This window comes from Lachnoclostridium sp. An169, from assembly GCF_002160525.1.
Taxonomy (GTDB): Bacteria; Bacillota; Clostridia; order Lachnospirales; family Lachnospiraceae; genus Mediterraneibacter; species Mediterraneibacter cottocaccae.
Genome location: NZ_NFKT01000018.1, coordinates 58070 through 82765, shown reverse-complemented (window position 1 = coordinate 82765; position 24696 = coordinate 58070). Strand labels below are relative to the sequence as shown.

The 24696-nt window shown below is 50.3% G+C and carries 21 protein-coding genes; 1 reads left to right on the top strand and 20 read right to left on the bottom strand.

Annotated elements, in window-relative coordinates; translation table 11 throughout:
* Positions 1-6: 6 nt before the first annotated feature.
* The 3 genes from B5F07_RS13305 to B5F07_RS13295 all read right to left on the bottom strand — a co-directional run bounded on the left by B5F07_RS13305 (position 7) and on the right by B5F07_RS13295 (position 3154).
* A complete protein-coding gene (locus B5F07_RS13305) occupies positions 7-840 on the bottom strand; it encodes a carbohydrate ABC transporter permease (protein WP_087161770.1) in 834 nt (277 codons plus the stop codon).
* Positions 827-1720: a carbohydrate ABC transporter permease gene (locus B5F07_RS13300; protein WP_087161769.1), complete on the bottom strand. Its 894-nt coding sequence runs from the start codon at positions 1718-1720 to the stop codon at positions 827-829. The genes B5F07_RS13305 and B5F07_RS13300 overlap by 14 nt, the downstream gene beginning before the upstream one ends.
* Before the next feature lie 96 nt (positions 1721-1816).
* The gene (locus B5F07_RS13295) at positions 1817-3154 is read right to left on the bottom strand and encodes an ABC transporter substrate-binding protein (RefSeq protein ID WP_087161768.1); all 1338 of its coding nucleotides are present in this window, start codon (positions 3152-3154) and stop codon (positions 1817-1819) included.
* Positions 3155-3361: 207 nt separating this feature from the next.
* On the opposite strand from B5F07_RS13295, the gene B5F07_RS13290 reads away from it, so the two are divergent.
* Entirely contained in the window at positions 3362-4312 is a 951-nt protein-coding gene (locus B5F07_RS13290) for a helix-turn-helix domain-containing protein (protein ID WP_087161767.1), read from the top strand.
* On the opposite strand, the gene B5F07_RS13285 is transcribed toward B5F07_RS13290, so the two are convergent.
* From B5F07_RS13285 to B5F07_RS13205, 17 genes are all read right to left on the bottom strand, one after another.
* The gene (locus B5F07_RS13285) at positions 4296-4625 is read right to left on the bottom strand and encodes a hypothetical protein (protein WP_087161766.1); all 330 of its coding nucleotides are present in this window, start codon (positions 4623-4625) and stop codon (positions 4296-4298) included. The two genes, B5F07_RS13290 and B5F07_RS13285, sit on opposite strands and share 17 nt — an antisense overlap.
* 13 nt (positions 4626-4638) lie before the next feature.
* Positions 4639-5046, bottom strand: coding sequence for a helix-turn-helix domain-containing protein (locus B5F07_RS13280; protein WP_087161786.1), 408 nt, complete (start codon positions 5044-5046; stop codon positions 4639-4641).
* Positions 5047-5158: 112 nt separating this feature from the next.
* Positions 5159-6595, bottom strand: a complete 1437-nt coding sequence (locus B5F07_RS13275; RefSeq protein ID WP_087161765.1) for a M20 family peptidase — start codon at positions 6593-6595, stop codon at positions 5159-5161.
* A 123-nt stretch (positions 6596-6718) separates the two neighbouring features.
* Positions 6719-7384, bottom strand: coding sequence for a hypothetical protein (locus B5F07_RS13270; RefSeq protein WP_087161764.1), 666 nt, complete (start codon positions 7382-7384; stop codon positions 6719-6721).
* A gap of 51 nt (positions 7385-7435) precedes the next feature.
* On the bottom strand, positions 7436-8158 hold the full coding sequence (locus B5F07_RS13265) for a DUF5058 family protein (protein WP_162613132.1): 723 nt from the start codon (positions 8156-8158) through the stop codon (positions 7436-7438).
* 180 nt (positions 8159-8338) lie between these two features.
* Positions 8339-9289, bottom strand: a complete 951-nt coding sequence (locus B5F07_RS13260) for an alpha/beta fold hydrolase (protein ID WP_087161763.1) — start codon at positions 9287-9289, stop codon at positions 8339-8341.
* A gap of 9 nt (positions 9290-9298) precedes the next feature.
* On the bottom strand, positions 9299-10669 hold the full coding sequence (locus B5F07_RS13255; RefSeq protein ID WP_087161762.1) for a citrate/2-methylcitrate synthase: 1371 nt from the start codon (positions 10667-10669) through the stop codon (positions 9299-9301).
* Between the two features lie 89 nt (positions 10670-10758).
* Entirely contained in the window at positions 10759-11625 is an 867-nt protein-coding gene (gene rsmA, locus B5F07_RS13250) for a 16S rRNA (adenine(1518)-N(6)/adenine(1519)-N(6))-dimethyltransferase RsmA (RefSeq protein ID WP_087161761.1), read from the bottom strand.
* Entirely contained in the window at positions 11622-12416 is a 795-nt protein-coding gene (locus B5F07_RS13245) for a TatD family hydrolase (protein WP_087161784.1), read from the bottom strand. The genes rsmA and B5F07_RS13245 overlap by 4 nt, the downstream gene beginning before the upstream one ends.
* A gap of 202 nt (positions 12417-12618) precedes the next feature.
* Complete coding sequence (locus tag B5F07_RS13240) at positions 12619-14793, bottom strand: beta-propeller domain-containing protein (protein ID WP_087161760.1); 2175 nt, start codon at positions 14791-14793, stop codon at positions 12619-12621.
* Positions 14794-14829: 36 nt separating this feature from the next.
* Positions 14830-15426, bottom strand: coding sequence for an RNA polymerase sigma factor (locus B5F07_RS13235; RefSeq protein ID WP_087161759.1), 597 nt, complete (start codon positions 15424-15426; stop codon positions 14830-14832).
* Positions 15427-15597: 171 nt separating this feature from the next.
* The gene (locus tag B5F07_RS13230) at positions 15598-17874 is read right to left on the bottom strand and encodes a hydratase (protein ID WP_087161758.1); all 2277 of its coding nucleotides are present in this window, start codon (positions 17872-17874) and stop codon (positions 15598-15600) included.
* A 581-nt stretch (positions 17875-18455) separates the two neighbouring features.
* Positions 18456-20345 (bottom strand): ABC transporter ATP-binding protein, encoded by a 1890-nt coding sequence (locus tag B5F07_RS13225; RefSeq protein ID WP_087161757.1) that lies wholly within the window; start codon positions 20343-20345, stop codon positions 18456-18458.
* Complete coding sequence (locus B5F07_RS13220; protein WP_087161756.1) at positions 20338-22071, bottom strand: ABC transporter ATP-binding protein; 1734 nt, start codon at positions 22069-22071, stop codon at positions 20338-20340. The genes B5F07_RS13225 and B5F07_RS13220 overlap by 8 nt, the downstream gene beginning before the upstream one ends.
* Positions 22064-22552 carry a MarR family winged helix-turn-helix transcriptional regulator gene (locus tag B5F07_RS13215; RefSeq protein WP_087161755.1) on the bottom strand — a complete coding sequence of 163 codons (489 nt, stop codon included), beginning with the start codon at positions 22550-22552 and terminating at the stop codon, positions 22064-22066. The genes B5F07_RS13220 and B5F07_RS13215 overlap by 8 nt, the downstream gene beginning before the upstream one ends.
* Before the next feature lie 191 nt (positions 22553-22743).
* Complete coding sequence (locus B5F07_RS13210) at positions 22744-23682, bottom strand: transcriptional regulator (RefSeq protein WP_087161754.1); 939 nt, start codon at positions 23680-23682, stop codon at positions 22744-22746.
* Between the two features lie 16 nt (positions 23683-23698).
* Positions 23699-24694 (bottom strand): class C sortase, encoded by a 996-nt coding sequence (locus tag B5F07_RS13205; protein ID WP_162613131.1) that lies wholly within the window; start codon positions 24692-24694, stop codon positions 23699-23701.
* Between the last annotated feature and the right edge of the window lie 2 nt (positions 24695-24696).

Here is a 24696-nt window from a genome sequence, read left to right as displayed (position 1 = left end):
TCGCCTCTACTTATCTGCCGCATCCAGATCGGTTGCCTTGAATTTTGCCTGGCCGACCATGTAGATCAGTACCATCGGGATAACCGATGTTGCCAGTACAAACATAATTCCGCCGTAATTGATCGGATCGCCCGTACTGGAAGTCGTGATATTCTTGATTACAAGCGGCACCGTATACATATCGCCTCTGGTCAGCATAACGAGAGGATACAGATACTGGTTCCAGCTTCCCATGAACACGAGAAGCCCGGTTGTGACAATGGACGGCATCAGAATCGGCACAGCGATCTTCCGGAAGATCATCCACTCGCTTGCCCCGTCAATCCTCGCCGCTTCCATCAGCGATGTAGGGAACTGTGTCGCATACTGTTTCATCATGAATGCCGACGTTGTGCTGGCAATGGATGGAATGATAATACCCGTATATGTATTGGTCAGCCCCATTCTGCTCATGATATAGAAAAGAGGGATCAGCGTTGTGAAAAACGGAACCATCCTGGACACCATGATTGTGTTGAACAGGAGCTTGTCTCCTTTGAATTTATATTTTGCCAGAGCGTATCCCACCATCGTGGAGCTGACGGTTGCCAGAATCGTGCTGACAACAGCGATGATGATGGAGTTGATGATTACGCGCACATAGTCGTACCGCTCCAGAAGCCAGTGCAGGTTGTCCATAAAGGAGTCCCCGAATTTGAAGTTTACGCCGCCTCCGATGATCTGTGCGTTGTCCTGGGTAGACGCAACAATCATATAGAAATAAGGCAGGATAAAGATAAACGCACCTACTGCCAGTAAAAAGTAACTGAATATCTGTCTTCCCCTGTTATTCCGCTTCATCGTCATTACCTCCGAATTTAAACTGCACGAAGGACAGCACTGCCGCAACGAATACCATCGTCCATGCAATTGCCGATGCCTTACCGAAATCTACCAGTTCAAAACTTGTCTTGTACAGGTTTACCCCGACTACAATTGCCGCATTCTCCGGACCGTTGGATGTGCCGAAGAAAATGTTTGGGATATTGAAACTTCCAAGACCATTGATGGTGGCAAGCACTGTCGCCATCAGGATAACCGGTTTCATCAGCGGGATGGTGATCGTAAAGAACTGTTTGATCTTGCCGGCCCCGTCGATTTCCGCGCTCTCATATACCATTCTCGGTATACTCTGCAGTCCGGCGAGAAACAGTACTGCATTGTAACCGATATTGATCCAGATCTCTGTAATGATCATGGACACTCTGAGCCAGACCGGATCTGTCAGCCACTGCACTTCAGGCAGCCCGAGCATTTCCAGGACGCCGTTGAACAGTCCGGTAGGATTAAAGAACGTCATAAATACAGACGCTACCGCAACCGTAGAAGTTACAGTCGGAATATAATAAATCGTCCGGAAGAATCCCTTTCCGTGAATGTGCGGACTGTTCAGAAGTACCGCGAAGAAAAGGGAGAGCAGCATGGTAATCGGAATATAACCGATCATGATGATAAAAATGTTAATATAAGACTGCAGGAACAGCGGGTCCTTGAAAATATCAATGTAATTCTGCAGCCCTACAAACTTAAACGTGCTCCCGATCTGCATAAAACTGAACACAAAAGAAACAATGACCGGGATCAGAATTGTCACTACGAAAAAGACGAAAAACGGAGCTGCAAATCCGTATGCACTTTTTGCATATGTCTTTAAACCTGGTTTTCTTTTTACTTTTTTCATTATTAACCTCATCTCAAGAGAAAGGCAGAACTGCGTCTGTCCTGCCTTTTTTGAATTATTCTGGCTGTCTGTTATTTCCAGCTTTCTGTTTTAACTTCAGTTGTTTACTTTCACGCCGTATTTCTGTGCGTAATTGTCTGCTTCCTTCATGTAGGATCCGTCATAGTCTCCGGATTCCCAGTATGCGTAGGATGCTGTGGATACATAGGCTGTCGCGTCTGAATAGGACGGGGTATAGTATACATCTGCTGTATTTGCACCTGTGCTGCTGATTACATCGTAGTATTTCTGATTTCCGTAATACTCAAACTCTGTCTGTGCAGCGTCCGTCTCATAAGCCTTTGTATTGGAAACTGCAACGCCGCCTTCCAGTGCCGCCTTCAGGCAGTCCTCATCTGTGCTGATGAATGTAAGGAACTGCAGAGCGACTTCCGGATTCTTGCCATCCTTCGGAACATACCAGCTGGAGCCTCCGGATACCGGAGATTTTCCTGCGTCAGCCTCAGAGAACGGAACAAGTGCGGACATTCTCCATTTTCCTGCTGCATCCGGGAAGTTCAGCTCCATGTTCTTCGCATACCATCCGCCTGCCACGAACATTGCACATTCCTGGAACGCTTTCTCTCCGTCCTGAGAACCGTAGAAATTCACGATTCCCGCATCTTTCATCTTCTTAACGATCTCTGCCGCATTCTTTGCTTCCTGTGTTCCAAGGTTGATATTTCCATCCTTGTCAACCAGCGGCATACCCTGCTGTGACATCAGGTCTACAAAAAACTCGAACTCTCCTGCCTCCGGAAGGGCGATTCCGTAAAGACCTGTGGCATCTTTTACCTTTTTCGCCACTTCAATGTACTCATCCCAGGACTTGATGTCCTCGAAGTTTACGCCGACTGCCTCGAATGCTTCCGGCTGATAGTAGCTGAACGCTGCCGTAAAGTCATTCGGGAATGCGATGATCTTGTCATTCGCGGACTGTGCTCTTAAGATGTTAAGTTTCTGCTCGAAGAAATCCGAACCGTACTGGTCAAAGAATCCATAGTCTTCCGCACTGTAGAAGGAATCCTCGAATTTCTCCATAACACCTGCCGCCTTGTCATCAGAAATAGAGACAATGTCCGGCATCTCCTCTCCGGATACCAGCTTCGGTGTGATCATCTGTACTGTCGCGGTTCCGGAAGCGACTGTAACAAATTCAACGCTTACATTCGCATCATTTTTCTCATTGTAGATATCTGTCACTGCTGTGATGAAATCCTGCATTTTTCCTTTGGATGCGGACACCTGAAGAGTCACCTCATCTTTGATGATGTCACTGCCGATCTTCATCTCGTCCTCTGATTTTTTCTCTCCGCCGCCTGAGCAGGCTGCCAGGCTGAATACTGTCGTTCCGGCAACTGCAACTGCGATTCCCTTTTTCATCCATTTTTTCATTTGCATTTCGCACCTCCATAGATTTTGTTTACTTTTTCCTCTTTCTGCCTTACTATGTTCCTGACATGACTATATCTTACAATTCTCATATATAAATAGATTTACATAAAACGGTACTTTTTTTATAAAAAAAGCATTGATTTTGATCATATAATAGCATATTATAAAAATATGTATCATTTTGTGTAAATCAGAAAAGAGGACGATATGGGTAAAGTGTATAATAATCTGAGTATTCAAATCGAGAATTTGGCAGATTCACACATACAGAAATACGAACCGAATACCCCCTACTCCTTCAAGGAACAGGGGCATTACTATCTGTTTTATGTCAAAACCGGACAGATTCAGATCGTTTCCATGAAAAACGAATTTCTCGTACAGAAACAGCAGCTCCTTCTCGTCTACTGTGCGGACATCGTCCATCTGTTCGTCTCCTTCTCACAGGCAGACGTCATGGTATTTCATTTCGGAGAGCCTTCCGGGAACCTGCTTTCCATCATGAACCAGCCGACAGATGCCGACAGCACGGTTCTGTCCACACTTGCCTCCATCGAATATCACATGAATATCATACAGACGATCAAGAGCAGCAAGCCTTCCATCCTGTACGACAAAGAGATCGGGAACTATTTCAACGTCACCTCTTCCATTCTCTATGCCGCATTTAACAGCCTTCTTCTGCTGCTCATCGAGAGGCATTTTTCTGCCGCCCTGCCCGAAGATATCCGCTTTGACTACCTCTCCCGGGCACGCCGCGGCATCACCTACGGGACATTCTCCTCCCCGGCCGCCGCGCCTGCCGTCCGCACGCAGCAGAAACACATTTATAAAAACCAGCTGGTCAACCAGGTCATCAAATATATGAACGACAACCTTGGCGCCAGCCTGTCCATCGATGATATTGCCTCGGAATTTCTGGTCGGATCCGCCAATCTGAAGAGAATTTTCAAGAAAGAGACCGGGCAGAGCATCATTCACTATTTCCATGTCCTGAAAATGGAAGCCGCCCAGACTCTGATCATAAAAAATGAAAAGTCATACACAGAGATCGCCTCACTGCTCGGCTTTAACTCTGTGCATCACTTTTCAACTGCGTTTAAGAAATATACGGGCTTCCCGCCCTCAAAATTTTATCAGATCACAATGATGAAGTAAGCATCCCGTACAGCACGATTCCGATAGCTCCCGCCGCCATAAAGGCCAGGCTTACGCCAATCACCTTTTTGCGCCTTGCCATTTCTTTCCTGTCCGCGTCTGTCATGCGGACCACCGGATACCTTCTCCTTCCGATCAGATAGAGAATCAGGTTATCACTTCCCAGGGTGAAAACTCCCCAGAATCCGGGATGCTTCAGATTGCGTGCCCGCGCGTCGATCACTACCATCTGGAAAATCTGATACACGACAGATATCACTCCGACAAGCAGAAATGCGCCGCCAACTGCCGGAATAATCTCAATTCCTGTCATAAAAACCGCCTCCTTAAAACCGTTTTATAATCTGGTAAAACAGAACCGAAGCAGCTATAATCATCAGGCAGAATACGGCTGCAAGGAAATATTCATTCTCCGGCAGGAACATGCTCAGAATTACCATCACCGCCACCAGAACCACGTTGGCGCCTGCCGCCGCGGCAAGCTTCCGGTTGCTCCTTACAATATCTGTGCTTTCCTCCAGGTGCTCCATCATTTTATCGTCCCCTTTCAAAAGGCTGTCAAGACTGATGGAATAAATATCGCTTAGCCTGATCACACTGACGATGTCCGGATAAGATTTTTCATTTTCCCAGTTTGAAATGGTCTGGCGGGAAACCCCGATCTTCTCTGCCGCCTTTTCCTGCGTCAGTCCGGACTGCAGTCTCGCTTCTTTTAACTTCTTTCCAATTTCCATGCTGTCTTTTACTCCTTTCCAGACCATTCTGCCTTCCCGGAGGAGTAATGTCTATCCAGAATCTTTTTCAGGGCGGATTTTACGTGTCAAAATTCTTTGGCAGAGGCAGCGATCAGCACATCTTCATCAGCCGCACATAGAACTCCACGGTCTTCACCAGTGTGTCCACCGGCACTCTCTCATTATTTCCGTGGATCATCCCCCGCTCTTCTTTGGACAGCTTCATGGCAGAGAATTTATACACATGGTCCGTGATCCGGCAGTAATGCCAGGAGTCGCTGCATGCCATCATCAGATACGGGGAAATGATCGCGTCCGTCCATGTATCTTTTACAGCCTGGCAGAGCCTCTTATACTCTTTGCAGTCCGTATCCGACTCTGTGGAAGGATTTCTGCCCTCGTATACCGACACTTCGATATTCGGATTGTGGATCGTCTTCTCCAGATATGCCTTCGCCGAATCCACCGTATCTTTCCCCATCAGTCTTAAGTTCATTCCCACGGAAGCCGCCGGCGGGATCACATTGAATGCTTTGCCGCCCTGCATCTTTGTCACCGCGCATGTCGTCCGCAGTATGGCGTTGAGCTCCCCGCCTGACAGTTTGCATACCATATCGAAAAGCGGCGCCATGCACCACATATTTGCAAAGATGATCCTGTATGCAAAACCGGAGTGGCGTCCCAGTACGTTCAGCATCTCTCTTACCGGTTTCGTAAACTGGCGCGGGAACGGATGGTTCTCCACATCCACCACCGCCTGGGCAAGCTCCCCGACGATCGTGTGTACCGGAGGCATGGATGCATGTCCGCCGCCGCTCTTTGCCCTGAATTCGATGTTGGTCAGCCCCTTCTCCGCGATACCGATCAGCGCGCAGTCACGGTCCACGCCCGGGAATACGCTCTCGACCACGGCTCCGCCTTCATCCACAACCAGGGCAGGACGGATGCCCCGCTCCTCAAACAGATCCACGATCGCCGGGCAGGACGGTCCGTTGATCTCCTCCTGGCCGGAAAAGGCAAAGTAAATATCATGCTCCGGTACAAAGCCTTCTGCGATCAGTTTTTCCGCCGCCTCCATGATGCCGCAGAAAGTTCCTTTCGTATCCAGGGTACCCCGTCCCCAGATACAGCCGTCCTCGACGATTCCTTCAAAAGCCGGCTTCTCCCAGAGGGACTCCTCCACCGGGACCACATCATAATGAGACATAAGCACCACCGGCTCATCCGGCGTTTTCCCTTTCCAGTGGTAGAGCATTCCGTTCACGCCCACGAACTCCCGGGAACATTTGCCGTGTACCAGCGGATAGAGCTGCGGGAGCAGATCCTGGAATTTCCGAAACTCCTCCGTATCGATCAGGCTTTCATCGTTATAGGAAACGGTTTTACAGCGGATCATCTCGACCATATCCTTCACAATCCTGTCACGTTCCAGATTCACCTTCTCCTGCGACGGCACCGGCTCCGGAAGGGGCTTGAACATCGCCGCGCGGATGAGCAGAACCGCGAGAAATATCACAATCACCGCCAGTATAATGTATACGATTATCATTGTCCTACGACCTCTTTTCTATCATTTTTCTACCATTTTTCTATCTTTTCCCGCCGCAAACCTGTTTTGTTCCCACGGCGGCGGACAAAATACTTTCGTTTTCTTTCCGCAGTTTCCCTGCTCCTACAGCTTCCCCTTCTTATAGAGAATCCGCGCTGCACCGATAGCGATCAGCGCTCCCACAGGCACAAGCACGCCCACCGATCCGGACAGAGACGGAACCAGAAGGAAAAGCACAACCATAAACACAAGCGGCGCGATGGATATCTTCCAGTTCTTGCTCACATATACAACTGCCAGCCCGCCGAACAGAGACGGCAGAATATTGTCAAATGCCGGCTTGAGCACCGGAGAATTCAGGATCGGGGTAAGCGGCACGAGAAGCGCCACACCCAGGGCAATGATCAGCGTCGTCACAATAGAGGAAGTCGCCACTGCGATCGTGGAGATCACTTCCCCCTCCTCGGTTCCCGGTTTCACTTTCGCGTTTTCCATGGCGGTAAGCGCTGCCGGCACTTTCAGGTTCGTCAGATTTCCGGTCACGAATGCCAGATAGGAACCTGCCGTACCAAGCATGGGAACAAATGTAAGCACCTCGATCAGCCCTACCGTCCAGAAAATGGGGGCAACGCCCAGAAGCCCCTGGAATACCGGTTTGAGCCCCGGCCACGCATCATAATAGATACACGCTGCCGTCGGGAAAGAGAAAATCATTCCCAGTGCAAGCAGAATCCAGATACGCCCGTAAATATGCGTTTTTTCTTCGTAGGATCTTCCATTATTCTTCATATCTTATAAAACCTCCTGTTGTTTTTCATCCGCTCACGATGCGACCGTTTATCATCCGATTATCGGCGTGATCACCGCCGCAAATACCATTGCCGCCAGCATACTGATGGGCAGCGCATAGTTCTCCATCCATTTCATATTGCATTTCTTCACAAGGATTCCGCAGATTCCCATGACGAATGCGGAGAACAGCAGGACAAAGATCGGAATCCAGCCGTGGAGGCCTTCCCTGATATCTGCAAATACCATTCCCAGAAATGCAGAGATCATCCCCAGGAAAAGCGCTGTCATAACAATGTCTCCCCATTTGCTGTCCTTGCTCTTGATCTTCATCAGACCACCCTGGATCTTCTTGATGAACAGCGGCACCCAGATCAGCCCCGGGAAGATACCCAGAGTCATAACCCACGCGATCGCCGTATACGCCTGTGGATCCGTGATCGTCTCCGACAGCGAGGTGATTCCCAACGCATTGGCTGTTGTCGTGGCCGCCGGTAATTCGTAAGTGATCGCTCCGATCACGCTCAGGCGGAGCCATGGAAGCGGAAGCCCCAGAAACTGGGACAGCGTAATCACTCCGAGCAGAATCGATACTGCCGGTGCAAAGGTAAATATTGCTGTAGAAATGATGGTTTTTCTGATCTGGCCCATATCCATTCCCAGTTCTTTTCCTCTGCGGTATGAGCGCACGAGAAAGAATACAGACTGGGCGATGACAAAAAGAATAACCAGTCCTGCCAGAAGAAACAGAAACGTACTGTTTGGATTGAACATAATGCCCTCCTCTTTCCTTATAATTTTTCCGACTGCAATTTCACTGCGTCCTAATGATTGTAGCACGTATCTGCCCGAAATGCACTCCCTAACAAACGGAATACAATGAAAAAAGCGCCGCCGCAGAAAGTTCTCTCTTAAAGGATACTTCCTGCAGCAGCGCCGCTTTCATTTTCATTTTTAACTTTGTTCTCTGCCCTCTCCCGGGGTCCGCTCCTCGAACCACTCCAGCAGATCCTCATACACCTGCTTCCGGTCCGTCTCATTGAGGATCTCATGGCGGTCTCCCGCATAGAGCCTCAGCGATACATCCTGGATACCGGCATTTTTATATTTTTCATAGACCTTCCGGACACCTTTTCCGAAATCTCCCACCGGATCCTCCGCCCCTGAGACGAAGAGCACAGGGAGCGTCTTGGGAATCATGTAGACGCTTTCCTTCCTGTTCATCAGCAGCATACCGCCGAACATACTGTAGTAAGCGTTCACCGTGAACATGAAAGAACACAGGGGATCCTCAACATAGGCGTCCAGATGTTCCTGGTCGCTTGTAATCCAGTCGGCTCTTGTCCGGGCAGGTTTAAATTTTTTATTATAGGAGCCGATTGCCATGGAATCGATCATCCTGCTCCTGTAGTGCCAGCCCCGGAACGCCGCCATCACACGGCACAGCCGCTTTCCGAATTCGAGCAGCAGCTTGTTCTGATCCGAAACCACTCCCATCAGAACCGCGCCGCTTAAGCCGTTGCCATACATCTGGATATACTGGCGCAGCAGCGTCGATCCCATACTGTGTCCCAGCATAAAATAGGGGACATCCGGGTATTTTTTCTCCGTGCGCTGACGCAGCGTATGCATATCGCCGAGCACACATGCATTTCCATATTTTTCATTAAAAAATCCGTATTCCGACTTTGACTGTACGGATTTTCCATGACCGAGATGGTCATTTCCCACAACATAAAATCCTTTGCCGCACAGGAACTGCGCAAATTCATCGTAGCGTCCGATATACTCCACCATTCCGTGGCAGATCTGCAGGACAGCCCTCACTTTACCCTCCGGTTTCCACTCAATCGTATGGATCTCAGTGTTGCCGTCTTTTGATGGGAAATAAAACTCGTCTCTCATGTTACTCACTTACCTGTCATCTAATTTTATGTATTCACGGTGCGGTGCAAGCGCCTTGTAAGCCGGACGGATAATCTTGTCAACATTCTTAAGCTCTTCCAGTCTGTGTGCGCTCCAGCCGACGATACGCGCGGCGGCAAAAATCGGAGTGTAAAGTGCCGGGGGCAGATCCAGCATACTGTACACAAGACCGCTGTAGAAATCTACATTGGCATTAACGCCTTTATACATCTTTCTCTTTTCCCCTATGATCTGCGGAGCCATATGTTCCACCTTCTCATAGAGCGCGTACTCTGCTTCATGCTTTTTCTCTTTTGCAAGCTGTTTTACAAAACGTTTGAAAATATCTGCACGGGGGTCAGAAATCGAATAAACCGCATGCCCCATTCCATAGATAAGTCCTTTTTTATCGAACGCTTTCTTATCGAGAAGTGCTTCCAGATATGCCCTGATCTGATCATCATCGTTCCAGTCTGTCAGATGCTGTTTCATATCTTCGAACATCTGTGTCACCTTTACATTTGCCCCGCCGTGCTTCGGTCCCTTCAGGGAAGCCATCGCAGCTGCCATCGTGGAATAGGTGTCTGTTCCGGAGGAGGTGACAACGTGGGTTGTAAAAGTAGAGTTGTTTCCGCCGCCGTGATCCATATGGAGCACAAGCGCCATATCCAGGATCTTCGCCTCGAGCTTCGTATATTTCCTGTCCTCGCGCAGCATCATCAGAATGTTCTCCGCCGCGGAAAGCTCCGGCTTTGGCGAGTAGATATACAGGTCTTCACCCAGTTTGTAATTATATGCGTGATAGCCGTAAACCATAAGCATCGGGAACTGTGCGATCAGGTTCAGGCACTGGCGGAGTACGTTCGGAATACTCGTGTCATCCGCCTTGTCATCGTAGGAATACAGTTGGAGAATACTCCTTGTTATGCTGTTCATCATATCGCGGCTGGGCGCTTTCATGATAATATCCCGCACAAAGTTCGGCGGCAGCGCGCGCCGCTCGGCAAGCATATCCTGAAAATGTCTCAGTTCGTCCTTATCGGGAAGTTCTCCGAAAAGAAGCAGGTAAGCAGTCTCCTCAAATCCGGAATGCTTCGCATCCAGGAACCCTTTTACCAGATCCTTGATGTTGTAACCTCTATAGTAGAGATTGCCTTCACACGGAACACTCTTTCCATCGACGATCTTTGTCGCACAGACATCAGAAACATTCGTAAGTCCTGCAAGAACGCCTTTTCCGTTGATATCCCTTAAGCCCCGCTTCACCTCATACTTCGTGTAAAGTTCCTTATCGATCGCATTATTCTGTTCACATTTGAGAGCCAGTTCTTCTATCTCGGGAGTGATATCGAAAAAAATGCTGTTAATATCTTTTGCCATGTGACTTTCCTCCTTCTCTCTTTTTTCTGTATGACCTTTTTATTATACTAAAAATGTGAAAATTATACAATAAACTGTCTATTAAATATTTATGAACACAGCTTATTTGACAATCGGGCAAATTCTTCCAGAGTCAGAGCCTCCCCGCGGACCGACGGTCCTTTGCCGAGAGATGCAATGGCCGCCTCGATCTCCTCTTTTGTAAATTCGAGCTCCGCTGAATTTTTCAGTCCGTTTGCCAGTGTTTTTCTGCGCTGGTTGAAGGAGGCCCGGATAATCCGGAACATCAGCTTTTCATCTTTTACGTCCACCGGCGGCTTCTCATATTTCTCAAGCCGGATCACCGCAGATCCAACTTTCGGCCGCGGCATAAAGCAGTTCGGCGGGACAATCGCCACAATATAAGGCTTCGCGTAATACTGTACGGCAAGAGACAGAGCGCCGTAGTCTTTTGTCCCGGGTCCCACCTGCATCCGGTCCGCCACCTCTTTCTGCACCATAACGGTTATGCTCTGGATCGGGACGTAATTCTCAAACAGCCCCATAATAATGGGCGTGGTAATATAATACGGCAGATTCGCCACCACCTTGATGGGGCGCCCGCCATTTTCCTCCTCCGCCAGTTTTGCAATATCCACCTTCAGTACATCATCGTTGATTACTCTCACGTTGTCATATCCGTCCAGTGTGTCTTCAAGAATCGGAATCAGGGCGCGGTCGATCTCCACTGCCACTACTTTTCCCGCGGCGCACGCCAGATACTGGGTCATCGTGCCGATCCCGGGACCGATCTCCAGAACGAAATCATCCGGTCCGATCTGGGCGGAACGGATGATTTTGTCCAGTACATGGGTATCAATCAGAAAATTCTGCCCGAACTTTTTCTGAAAAACAAAATTGTATTTCTGCAGTACAGCTATCGTATTCTGCGGATTTCCAAGCGTCGGCTGCTTCATAACTCTCCTCCTGCTGTCATTGTACCTTTCTCCAGATGATATAGTCTGCGCGCATTCTCATCTGTCGTCTGAATCACATTTTCGCATGTTGTCTCTTTGAGGTCTGCGATTACCTGCACCACATAAGGCAGGTTCAGCGATGAATTTCTCTTTCCCCGGAAGGGCTCCGGCGACAGATAGGGACAGTCCGTCTCCAGCACGATAGACTCCAGGGGTATCTCCCGCACGACCTCTTTGAGTTTCTTTGAATTCTTAAAAGTGACGACGCCTCCGATTCCGATGAAGTATCCCATCTTCACATACTCTCTTGCCATTTCCGGCGAATAGGAATAACAGTGAATAACCGCATTCATCCCCGCGGCATGGTCCTTCATGATCTCCATCGTATCTGCGGCAGCTTCCCGGCTGTGTATGATTACCGGCATGTGTTTCTCCCGGGCAAGGTCAATCTGACGGATAAACCACTTCTTCTGCAGGTCGTGCTTTTCCTTATCCCAGTAATAGTCCAGGCCGATCTCCCCCACTGCCACGATTTTATCCCGCTCAAGCAGTTCTGCCATGCGCGTAATTTTCCCCTCATCCAGCTCTCCGACCTCGTCCGGATGGACACCGACAGCGCCGTATATAAACGGGTACTCCTCTGTGAGCCGGATGATTTTATCCCAGGACGCCACGGATGAGCCGGCATTTACAATGGTGCCGATTCCCCCTGCTTCCATCTGTCCGAGCAGCTCCGCCCTGTCAATATCAAACTGTTCATCATCATAATGTGCATGTGTGTCAAATATCATATTTCCGGTCCTTTCCTTATCTGAATCCATCCGGATTCCAATACATCCGGGCAATCCGGGTCCCGCCCGGGCCGCATAACAGCATAACAGGCCCTGGGGATCCGGTTCGCCCGGATGTATACGCCAATTTCATTTTATCCTGCTTTTCACATAAAGTAAAGTCTGAATTGTTCTTCCGGACAGCCGTTCTCACAGACCGTCCTCACAGAACAATATCGTCGATCTTCACATATCCGTCCATCCGGTAGGACTCCACCGTATTTGCGGATACCAGATAGAAAATATCTCCAACGCGGATTCCTCTCGCTCCGCCGCCGCTTATCTTCCGCTGAAATACTTCCCGGAAGCCCTGACCTTCCTCCCAGGTGAAGATATAGTAGATCTGGTCATCGCCGTAAGCCGCGAATCCGAACAGACCGTTTTCCGCGTCGGCATACACTGCCTTGTAGTCATATGCAGCATCCGTATAATACATATCTTCCAGGATGAGGCTGTCGGTTTCCTTTACGTCGGAGGGATCTGAAATGTCGAACATGGACAGCTTGACTCCCGTCGTGGTGATTCCCTCCTCGTCCGTCGCCATGCCGAGTCCCAGCAGCAGTCCGTCGCCGTAAGGGTGCAGATATTCCGAGAATCCAGGGATCTTCAGCGCTCCGATGATCTCCGGATGTTCCGGATCGGACAGGTCCACAGAAAAGAGCGGGTCCACCTGGCGGAAGGTGACAAAGTAACCGGTATCCCCCATGAATCTGGCCGAATAAATCTGCTCATCCGGAGCGATATCTTTAATCCTGCTTACCTCCTGAAGCTTTTCGTCCAGAATATACAGGCTGTTGCTCTGCTTCCACTCATCCGCAGCCTCTTCCGTTGATGCGGAGGCTTCTTCCGGCCATTCTTTCGAACTGCCGCTGTCTTCCCGTGCCTCTGCAGTGCCGATCTGTGTCACTGTCGCGACCAGGCGCAGACTGCCCTCATACTCATCAATACAAAATGAATCGTTCAGAACTCCGTCGATCTTCGTCTGGGCGATTCCTTCCAGTTCTCCGTCCTTGTAGGCAATCCTGCGGATACTCGTCTTGTCAGTCTCTCCTGCGCCGCCGCTGTAGTACTGCTCTGTCACGTAAATGCTGTCCGCGCTCACATAGCAGAGTCCCGTGTTTCCGAATACAGCCTTGCTGTCTGTCTTCTCCCCGGGGTCTTTCAGGGAAAATGCCGTGATCACTGTATACTGGCTGCCGCTGTTTTCCGGCGGCATGATAATGCTCCCCGCATCCATGAGTTCTCCCTGCACCTCCGGCACATAAGACCTGGTACTGCCCCTGTATACTGATGAATCCACCGAATAATCCGTCAGAACATATACATAATCTCCGCTCACCCGCATGGTATGATAGATACCGCTCTGAGAAATGCTGCCCACCGGCCGGGGCGAAGACGGATCGCTGACGTCATACACGACAGAATACGTGTTGTTCCGGTATCCTCCGAAAAAGGCTGTATTCTCCTCGTAAATACTTTTCGTATACACAACAAGCAGTCGGTCGTCCCGGACATAGAGCTCCGCCAGATATGCATCCTCATCCAGTACGATCTCCGACTTTTCTTCCAGAATACCGGAATCGATCCCCACGATCTCCACGGTCATGTTATTCATAATATAAAGGTTCTTCCCGTCAGTCTTGACGATATCGCCTTCCTCCACACCCTCCTGACGGATATTGGTGTCGGTATAGGAGAGACCTTCCTCTCCCCCGGACGGTCCCGCATACGAATCCGATGATGCCTGTCCCGACTGCATCTGGCTTCCGGAATCTGTGGCGTCTCCCGACTCCGGGATCGCGCCGTTTGAGATCGCGCCGTTCTGGGCCGCGCCGCTGGAATGGACGCTTCCCGCAGAATTCCAGGAGGGTGCCCGCTGCAGATATTCATAGATCTCATCGTAATCCCGGGCGTACATGAGCCTGTTCTCTTCCGGAAGAGATGCGGACTTTCCTGCCTCCGCACTGCTTTCCATGCCGGCTTCCGAGCTGCTCTCCGCACCGGAGCCGGAGCCGCTCTCCGCACTGCTTTCCATGCCGGAGCCCGAACCGCTTTCCACGCTGCTTTCCACATTCCCTCCCGAGCCGTTCTCCATACCTCTCATCAGACCGGGCAGCCCTCCGGCAGCCCCGATTCCTGCCACCAGACAGATGCATGCTGCAGCGGCAAAGGCGGGGACATATTTCTTCAGCCTCTGAAGCCGTTTTTCTTTCTGTATGGTTTTCAGTCTCTTCCTGATCTGATCCGGCTCCAGGGATTCCGGCACCGGTTCGCTCTCCGCCGCCTTCCGGATCCGGTCAAGAATCTCCTCCGGGTTTCTTTCTCTTTTTTCTGACATTTTCTGCGCCTCCTCTCGCCTATACAAGCTTTCCTGTCACGTCAGCATCCTGCGCATTTTCTCCAGGGCTCTGCTCTTTCTGGATCGGACTGTAGCGGCATTTTTCTCCATAATCGCCCCGATCTCCTCACTCCGGTAGCCTCCGAACACCGAAAATGCCAGAATCATGCGTTCCTCTTCCTCCAGTGCTCCGAATGCCTCGCGCACATCAAGCTTTTCCGCATAATCCTGGTCTGCATACCCCCGGGCGCCGTCCGCATGTTTCCGGACACTGCCTGCAAGTTCCTGCACTCCGCTTCCATTTCCCTGAGCGCTGCCCTGCTGTATGCTGTCGGTCAGGCTTCCCACATCTTTCCGCTGTCTGCGCAGAATCTTTCTGCAGCAGTTATTCAGAATCGTAAATATCCATGCGCGGAAAGATTCTTCTTTTCTGAGCTGCCCGATATTCTCCCAGGCTGCCGCCACAGCCTCGCTTACCGCATCTTCTGCATCCTGCCTGTGGCGCACCGTATACAGGGCGAACCGATACAGATCTTTATAAATTCCTGCGTACAGCCGTGAAAATGCATCCACATCTCCCTGTTTTGCCCACCGGATCAGCTCCGGCTCGGTACTGTTTTCATAATCGCGCATTGCTCCCCTCCTCCCGCAGTACTGCTTTTTCGGTATCTGTAGATTAGAGTCTCCCTGTCTGTATTTTGTTGCAGAAAAATCAGAAAAATTTTCTCCCGGACAAAACAGGGACCGTGCATCCCGCCGGGCTTCATGCCCTGGGGAGCCGGTCCCTGTAAGTTATTCCCTTATTTACTCCAGCGTTGCTCTGTAGTAGTTGATCAGGCAGCCGTCCAGAATGATCTGTCTCTCAGTATCTGTCAGATCTCCCATGCGGAAATCAACTTCCTGAAGTCCGTCTTTCACCACATACGCCTTGATTACATCCGCCTTGTCTTCCACTGCTTTTCTCACATCCGGAATGAAGATATAATCTCCGTTCTTAAACGGAAGCGCCTCATGATCCGCATCCGTCAGGAGCGGCAGCATACCCCAGTTGATGAGGTTGGAGCGGTAGCGCTTCGTCGCATACTCGATAGCGATATTCGCCCATCCGCCGAGCACCTTCTGGCAGGAAGCCGCCTGCTCACGTGCAGATCCGTCGCCCGGTTTCACGGCGAAGATCGTACTTCCCACGCCGATATTTCCTTTTCCGACCTCCGGATACTTCTCCTGGATCGCAGCCATCACCGGTTTCAGTTCCTCCAGAGCGTCCAGAGGACATGTCCCTGCCTCGATGGCCTTCTGCGCTTTCTGCACTTCCTTCGCACGGCCCACATATGCCGGATCCTTTCTTGAGAGCGCGAACTCTGCCAGTCCAAGCGGATTGGAACGGTAAGAGGAAGTCTCTCCGGACGGAATCAGCTCGTCCGTTGTCGTAACCGGGTCGTGGATCTCGGAGACGATCTTCACAATCAGGTTCTCCGGAAGGGGTGACATCTCCGGCCAGTCCTTGATGTTCGGGCCGAATTTGATCTCCACGCTGGGGTCAGCCACGCCGTGGCTGTCAAATACTCTGTTTGCATAAATATTGCTGTCAAAGTAATATTTCTGTCCCTTGTACTCCACATCCATCGCAGTCGCCGGGGTCAGGTATCCCTTGTTCGCCGCTGTCGCCGCAATCGAACGTGCGTCCATAAGCGCAACGGAAGAGATCTGGCCGCTCTGGAGCTTGCTTCCCTCACGGTTCGGGAAGTTTCTCGTGGTGTGGCGGATGGAGAACGCGTTGTTCGCCGGGGTGTCGCCTGCACCGAAGCAGGGACCGCAGAACGCCGTCTTCACAACCGTTCCGGCCTCGAGAAGATCCGCTACCGCGCCGTTCTTCACCAGTTCCATATAGATCGGCATACTTGCCGGATAAACGCTGAATGTAAATTCATCCGCACCGATATTTCTTCCTTTAATGATGTCTGCTGCCGCACAGATATTTTCAAATCCGCCGCCCGCACATCCGGCGATGATTCCCTGCTCTACATAGAATTTTCCGTCTCTGATCTTGTCCTGCAGAGAGTACTCTACCGCACCGTCCAGGCTGACAAGAGCTTTCTTCTCCACCTCGTGGAGGATGTCCGCCAGGTTCTCGTTCAGCTCGTCAATGGTGTATACGTTGCTCGGATGGAACGGCATGGCGATCATCGGCTTGATCTCGCTTAAGTTGACGTAAACACATCCGTCATAGTAAGCACATGCTCCCGGATTCAGTTCTTTGTAATCCTCTCTTCTGCCGTGGATCTCGTAGAATTCCTCGATCTTCTCATCCGTTGTCCAGATGGAGGACAGGCAGGTTGTCTCCGTTGTCATAACGTCAATGCCGATACGGAAATCCGCGCTTAATCCCTTCACGCCCGGTCCGACGAACTCCATCACTTTATTATTTACATAGCCGTTTTTAAATACTGCGCCGATAATTGCCAGCGCCACATCCTGCGGGCCCACGCCTTTCATCGGTTCGCCGTCCAGATAGATGGCGATCACACCAGGCATCTTGATATCATATGTCTTGTTGAGAAGCTGTTTTACAAGCTCCGGACCGCCCTCGCCCATAGCCATGGTTCCAAGTGCGCCGTAACGGGTATGGCTGTCTGATCCGAGGATCATCCTGCCGCCGCCTGCCAGCATCTCGCGGGCAAACTGGTGGATAACTGCCTGATGAGGCGGAACATAGACGCCGCCGTATTTCTTCGCACAGGTCAGACCGAACATGTGGTCATCCTCATTGATCGTACCTCCTACCGCACAGAGACTGTTGTGGCAGTTGGTCAGCACGTACGGCATCGGGAACTTCTTCAGTCCTGACGCACGCGCCGTCTGAATAATCCCGACAAATGTAATGTCGTGGGACGTCAGCTTGTCAAACCGGATCTGCAGATTCTTCATGTCCGGTGATGTATTGTGCTCTTTCAGGATGCTGTACGCCATCGTATTCTGCGCCGCTTCTTCCTTCGATACCGGGACCTCTGCATTTCCCGTATCTTCCACGATCTGGGTGCCGTTCATAAGATAGACACCGTTATCATATAATTTGATCATCTGAAAACCTCCTACTGCTGTCAGACCGCTCTGCCGCTCCGTACATACTCCATGGTGCAGGAGTTTTTCTGCTGTCGGTCTGCTCTTGCTCCGTTACTTTGTCTGCCGCTCATCCGAAACCACTACTGTTTTCCTTCCTGCACGGCAGAACCGATAATATTTTACCATATTTTTTGAATGTAGTAAAATGTAAATTGTATCGGGGACGTAGTGAAGTTCAACTTTGCTACGTCCCCAATTCACTTTTACCCTGTCCCTTTTTGACGCACCCCCCGTCCCTTTTTTAGGCATCCCCTGTCCCTAATCCGCACGATTCTAATAGGCATCTGGCCGTATTCCCCTAAAATCAACGAATTTGTGGTGTTTTTCACTTTTCGAAATGTTTTTCGTTCTTTCTCCCCTTTTTCATCTTCTGCTGTATTCGCTTAACACAGAAAACATAATTGCGCTTATTTCCGATATTTTCCCCGATAAATTGAGGAATAAATTGCTCAAAAAGGGACGGGTGGTTTTGCAATTCGGGACAGAGTGAACAATAAAACGGGACGTAGTAAAACTTAACTTTACTACGTCCCCGAAAATTACGAAAGCTCCAGCTTTCCAGTATACAACTGATAATACGTCCCTTTCAGCTTCAGCAGCTCCTCATGGGTTCCTCTCTCGATGATCCTGCCGTGCTCAAGCACCATGATCGCATCACTGTTCCGGATCGTGGACAGCCGGTGTGCGATTACGAATACGGTACGCCCCTTCATCAGGTTATCCATACCCTTCTGCACGATACTCTCGGTTCTGGTATCGATGGAGGACGTCGCCTCATCCAGAATCAGTACCGGCGGATCTGCAATAGCAGCTCTTGCGATCGCCAGCAGCTGCCGCTGTCCCTGGGAGAGTTCCTCGCCGTCTCCGCTTAAGTGAGTGTCATATCCTTTCGGCAGCATGCGGATAAATCCGTCTGCATGAGCCAGTTTTGCCGCCTTGTAGACTTCCTCGTCGGTGGCGTCCAGTTTACCGTACCGGATATTCTCCATAATGGTTCCGGTAAACAGATGAGTATCCTGGAGCACGATTCCCAGAGACCGTCTCAGATCGGCTTTCTTAATCTTGTTGATATTGATATCGTCATAACGGATCTTTCCGTCAGCCACATCGTAGAACCGGTTGATCAGGTTCGTGATAGTGGTCTTTCCGGCCCCGGTGGAACCGACGAACGCCAGCTTCTGTCCCGGCTTTGCATACAGTGTCAGATTATGGAGCACCATATGGTCCGGCGTGTAGCCGAATGTCATGTCATAGAAACGCACATCACCTTTGAGCTCGGTATAAGTAACCGTTCCGTCCGCCTGATGGGGATGTTTCCACGCCCACAGTCCGGTGCGCTCCTTGCATTCTGTAATATTGCCGTCCGCATCCTTCTTCGCATTGACCAGGGTAACGTATCCCTCGTCCACTTCCGGCTCTTCATCCATCATACGGAAGATTCTTTCCGCTCCGGCAAGCGCCATGATGATAGAGTTGAACTGCTGGGCGATCTGCATGAAAGGCTGGGTAAAGCTCTTTGTAAACTGCAGATAGGAAGCCATAACGCCAAGTGTAATGTTTCCGATTCCCGCTACCGACAAAAAGCCGCCGAACACTGCGGTCAGCACAAACTGTACGTTTCCGATGTTTCCGATCACCGGTCCCATGATACTGGCAAATGTATGGGCCTTTGAAGAGCTCTCAAAGAGCTGCTCATTCAGCTTGTCGAACTCCTCCTCAGAAATTTTCTCATGGTTGAACACCTTGACCACTCTCTGTCCATTCATCCGCTCTTCCACGAATCCGGTCACATTCGCCAGGTCAAGCTGCTGCCGGATAAAGTACTTTCCGCTGTTCCCCGTAACCACTTTTGATACGAGAATCATCACAACAATTACAAGCACCGCAAGAAGTGTCAGCAGCGGGCTTAACACCAGCATTGCAACAAATGTCACAATGATCGTCAGCGACGACATCAGCACCTGCGGAATGGACTGGTTGATCATCTGTCTGAGGGTATCCGTATCGTTTGTGTAAAGGCTCATGATCGAACCGTTCGTATTCTGATCAAAATAGCGGATCGGCAGAGTCTGCATATGTTCAAACATCTCATCGCGGACACGCTTAAGCACGCCCTGTCCGATCGTGACCATCAGCCTGCTGTAGACAAATGTCGCGATAACTCCGCACAGGAAGATCGTCCCCAGTACGGTCAGCGCCATATAAAGTTCACTGTAATCCGGATCCTTCTGGCCGATCAGAGGAATGATATAATCATCCAGCAGATAACGCAGGGACAGCGACACTGAGATCGATGCCACAGAACTGACCAGGATACAAAAAAGCACAACGATAAACTGTATTTTATAAGTTCCGGTCACATATCCCAGCAGGCGCTTTGCTGTCTTGATCGTTCCGGCATTTACCCGGGGTCTTTCCTGTCTACTCATTGTCAGCGCCTCCTTTCATCTGTGATTCATAAACTTCCCGGTAGATCGCATTCGTGCGAAGCAGTTCTTCGGAAGTTCCAATACCGTTGATCTCTCCGTTCTCCATCACGATGATCATATCCGCATCCTCCACAGAAGAAATCCTCTGGGCAATGATGATCTTTGTCGTGTCCGGGATCTCCTCGCGGAATGCCTGACGGATCAGGGCATCTGTCTTGGTATCCACCGCACTGGTAGAGTCGTCAAGAATCAGGATCTTCGGCTTTTTCAGGAGGGCACGCGCGATACAGAGTCTCTGCTTCTGACCGCCGGACACGTTGTTTCCGCCTTCCACGATCATCGTGTCATACTTGCCCGGGAACTCCTGGATAAAGCTGTCAGCCTGAGCCAGTTTACAGACACGCTGCACTTCCTCATCGCTCGCGTTCTCATCGCCCCAACGCACATTTTCATAAATGCTTCCCGTGAACAGGACGTTCTTCTGAAGAACCACGGATACCTGGTCGCGGAGTGCTTTCAGATTGTACTTTCTGACGTCGATTCCGCCTACCTTCACGCTTCCGCCCGTCACATCGTACAGTCTCGGGATCAGCTGCACCAGCGTACTCTTGGCACTACCGGTTCCGCCGATGATTCCCACGATCTGACCGCTCTTAATGTGAAGGTTCGCATCCTTGAGGGAAAGATTTCCGCCCTTTCCGGAATAGCTGAAATCCACATGCTCAAAATCAATGTCACCGTTGGGCACCTCTTTGATGGCATCCTCGGAATCCTCCATCTCCGGCACCTCATCGAGAACTTCGCTGATACGGTCCGTAGATGCCTCAGCGATCATGATCTGTACAAATACAAATGTCACCATCATCAGGGATGACAGGATCTGGATCGCATACACGATCACGCTTGTAAGTTCTCCGGTCTGCATGCTCCCGCCGATGATATTCCTGCCCCCGATCAGCACCATGATCAGCACGACCGCGTATACGGTAAACTGCATGATCGGCGAGTTCCACGCCACGATCTTCTCTGCTTTCGTAAACAGCACAAAAATTTTCCGGGAGATCTTCCCGAACTTTTTATTCTCATAATCTTCGCGTACATATGCTTTCACAACGCGGGCGGCATTAACATTCTCCTGCACCGTATTGTTCAGCACATCGTACTCATCAAACACTTCAATAAAATGCGGGTGCGCTTTCTTTGCGATCCAGATCAGCACGCCTCCCAGAATCGGGATCGTAACAAGAAGGATCAGTGCGATCGGCACGCTGATCGTCATAGTCATGATCAGTGAAAGAATGATCATGAACGGCGCCCTGGCAAGCAGACGGATTGAAAACATATATGCCATCTGCACGTTTGTGATATCTGTCGTCAGCCTGGTCACAAGCCCGGAAGTCGAAAAATGGTCGATGTTTCCAAATGAGAAATCCTGCACCTTGTAAAAAATATCATGCCGCAGGTTCTTGGCATAACCCGCTGATGCAATCGCTGCGGTCTGCCCGGCTTTCGCCCCCAGAAACAGGGCGATCATCGCCATTACAATGAGCAGAAGCCCGATTCTGATGATGTAATCCATATCGCCTTCTGTGATCCCGATATCGATAATATTCGCCATCAGAAGCGGGATCAGTACTTCCATCAGTACCTCGAGCATGACAAGCACAGGCGTCAGGATCGTCTCGCGCTTGTATTCCCGGACAGAACGAAGTAATTTCCTATTCATGGTCTGTTGTCTCCTCTCCTCTTTTCTTCTCATCACCCAGCAAATTTTCCGACATCTGCCCCAATACCCGGACGCAGACCTCCACATCTTTCTTGGGTATCCCCTTCGTCAGCAGTCCTTCCACATAGCGGATGTTGTTCAGGATCTGTTCCCTGTGCGCCTCTGCTTTCTGAGTCGGAACCACCTTCTTAAGCCTTGCGTCCCACACCACAGACTCCCGGCTTACGAACCCGTTTTTCTCAAGCAGCTGCAGGATCCCGGTCGCTGTTGACCGACGGATCTGGAATTCCTTCTCCACATCCTTCTGATAAATGTCGCGCCGCAGGGACTCGAACATAATATAATGCAGGACTCTCCTCTGCATGTTCGTCAGGCTGTCCTCCTCCTCGCGCTCACACATCTGTCTTTTTAGCTGATGGGAAACCATGTGGATCATCCGGCCCACGTCGTCCGCAGTTCTTAACTTCTTATGATCTTCCATGACCGCTGATCTCTCCTGTGAAATGTCAAAAAGAAAAATTTGTTCGGTAACTAACAATATAGTATAAAGAATAAAAAATATTGTCAATCCATAAAATGCACAAAAGAAAAACTTCCTGTTTTCAAAAAATCAGGAAGTTTTTCTCATATATTTCCGCACACTTTTCCATAGGCTTTCTCCGCTATACCGTTTCAGATATTTTTCCGGATCTGCAGGGTTCCTTTCTCCATCTCAACTTCAAAGATCAGTGGGTTTGCCTCTTTCCATACCGGATCTGCCTCCGCCTTCTTCTGCCATCTCCGGTAAGCCTGTACGAACCCGCCGTGTATCATCTCCTCAGCTTCCTCTCTCATCCTCACAGCCTCATCATAACGTTCAAAGCTTCCGAGATAAAACCGTCTCCCCTTAAATCCGATATTTACACGGAATTTTCCGTTTTTCATCCTGTATACGCCCCGAAAACCGCTAGTATTGTCATTCCGGTATTTCCGCTTTTCAAGCATCTCAATACAGGTGCCGTCGACCATATGGAGCTGGCTTGAGATCTTCTTCTGGTTTTCAGCCTTCAGACACCCGCAGCTGCGGCAGTTTCCATGCATCAGCGACGCCTCCGAAAACTCTTTCTCATTCCCGCATGTACAGACACAGTGCCAGTATACCGAACCTCTCCGGTCTCTCCGCGTTGTCGGATAAAGCGCAGTCAGACGTCCGAATGTTCTTCCTCTTAAGTCGATGCTCCGGTGCTGCGCTTTGTGTTCCGGTGCTCCGCAGCTCCGTGTCTTTCCGGCTTTCAGATCATGCGCCGGCACGATCTTTTCTCTGCCGCAGGAGCACCGGCACAGCCAGCATGTACGTCCGTTTCTGTTTTCCGCGCGCTCAAGCACTGTAAGTTCTCCGAACCGCCTTCCCCTCAGATCCTCTGCAATGCTTCCCCGGCGCGCGTCCGTCCTTGGAACACACCCGCAGTCCCTCACTGTCCCCCTGGTCAGCCGCTTCGTATTTACATAGATCTCCTTTCCGCAGTCGCACCGGCAGCGCCAGACTGTGTAATGCTCCTCCCGTTTCTCTGTTTTTTCGGTCACGGTCAAATGTCCGAAACGTTTTCCCGTCAGATCTCTTCCGTGGCTCACTGTGCATCCTCCGTTCTTAACTTTTCTTTATTCCATCTCTGTGCTTTCTTCGCTTTCTCCGTTTTTTCCTTTGTCTGTTCTTACGTTTTTCTCCATCTTTTCCGCCCTTTGAAAAGATCTTCTTCATAAGAGCCGCAGCGAGCACAGCACACACGCCCGCAAACAATGCGATCCCCGCATAATTTATCAGCTGCTCCCGCCGGATCTCATCTCCCGAGGGTTCATATTCCACGCCCTCATATGGGATCAGCAGATCATCCGCATCATTTCCGCCGCTCTTTTCGTCTCCGCTGTCCTGTTCTGCCTGTTCCCTCCGGCAGTAGACCACGTACCGCTGATAGTTCTGCGTATACGGATGACAGGTCACGAGCGTCACCATATCCGCTCCCTCTACAATTTTTACAGCGTCCATGTCATCCGGGGTGATAACAATACACTTCACCACTCTATACTCCAGAGTTTCCCATAAATTAGCCAGCGTCACCTTGTCTCCCGGGCATAAAAGCTCAATATCCCGAAACATGGGAATTCCTTTCCATCCCCGGTGTGCGGCGATCACACAGTTACTGTTCTCCCCGCCTATGGGCATACTGGTCTGTCCCAGAACTGCTGCTCCCCTGCTTAAATTTTCCTCTGACGCCCCCAAATACAGAGGCAGTTCTACATCCATGGTCTCAATGAACAAATATCCGACAGCTTCCTCCGGGGCGTCATAATCCGACAGCTGAAAAGGCGGCTGAGTAAGGCTCCACGCATCTGCCAGTCCGCTCTGACCGCTTCGAAATATTTCCTCGTTATACGTCTTCATATCCTCATAAAGTTGGAGATATCTCTTTTCTGCACTGTCTTCAGGCTCTTGTTCCTCAATTCTCTTTTTCCTACGTTCTATCATGTCTATTTCTTTCCTGTTGCAGAACTCTGCGTACAGGCTGTGTAAATGAGGATACATAAGCATGAGAGCCCCGGAAATAAAAAACGCCAGGATCAGCAGTCTGAAACATATCCTTCTCACAC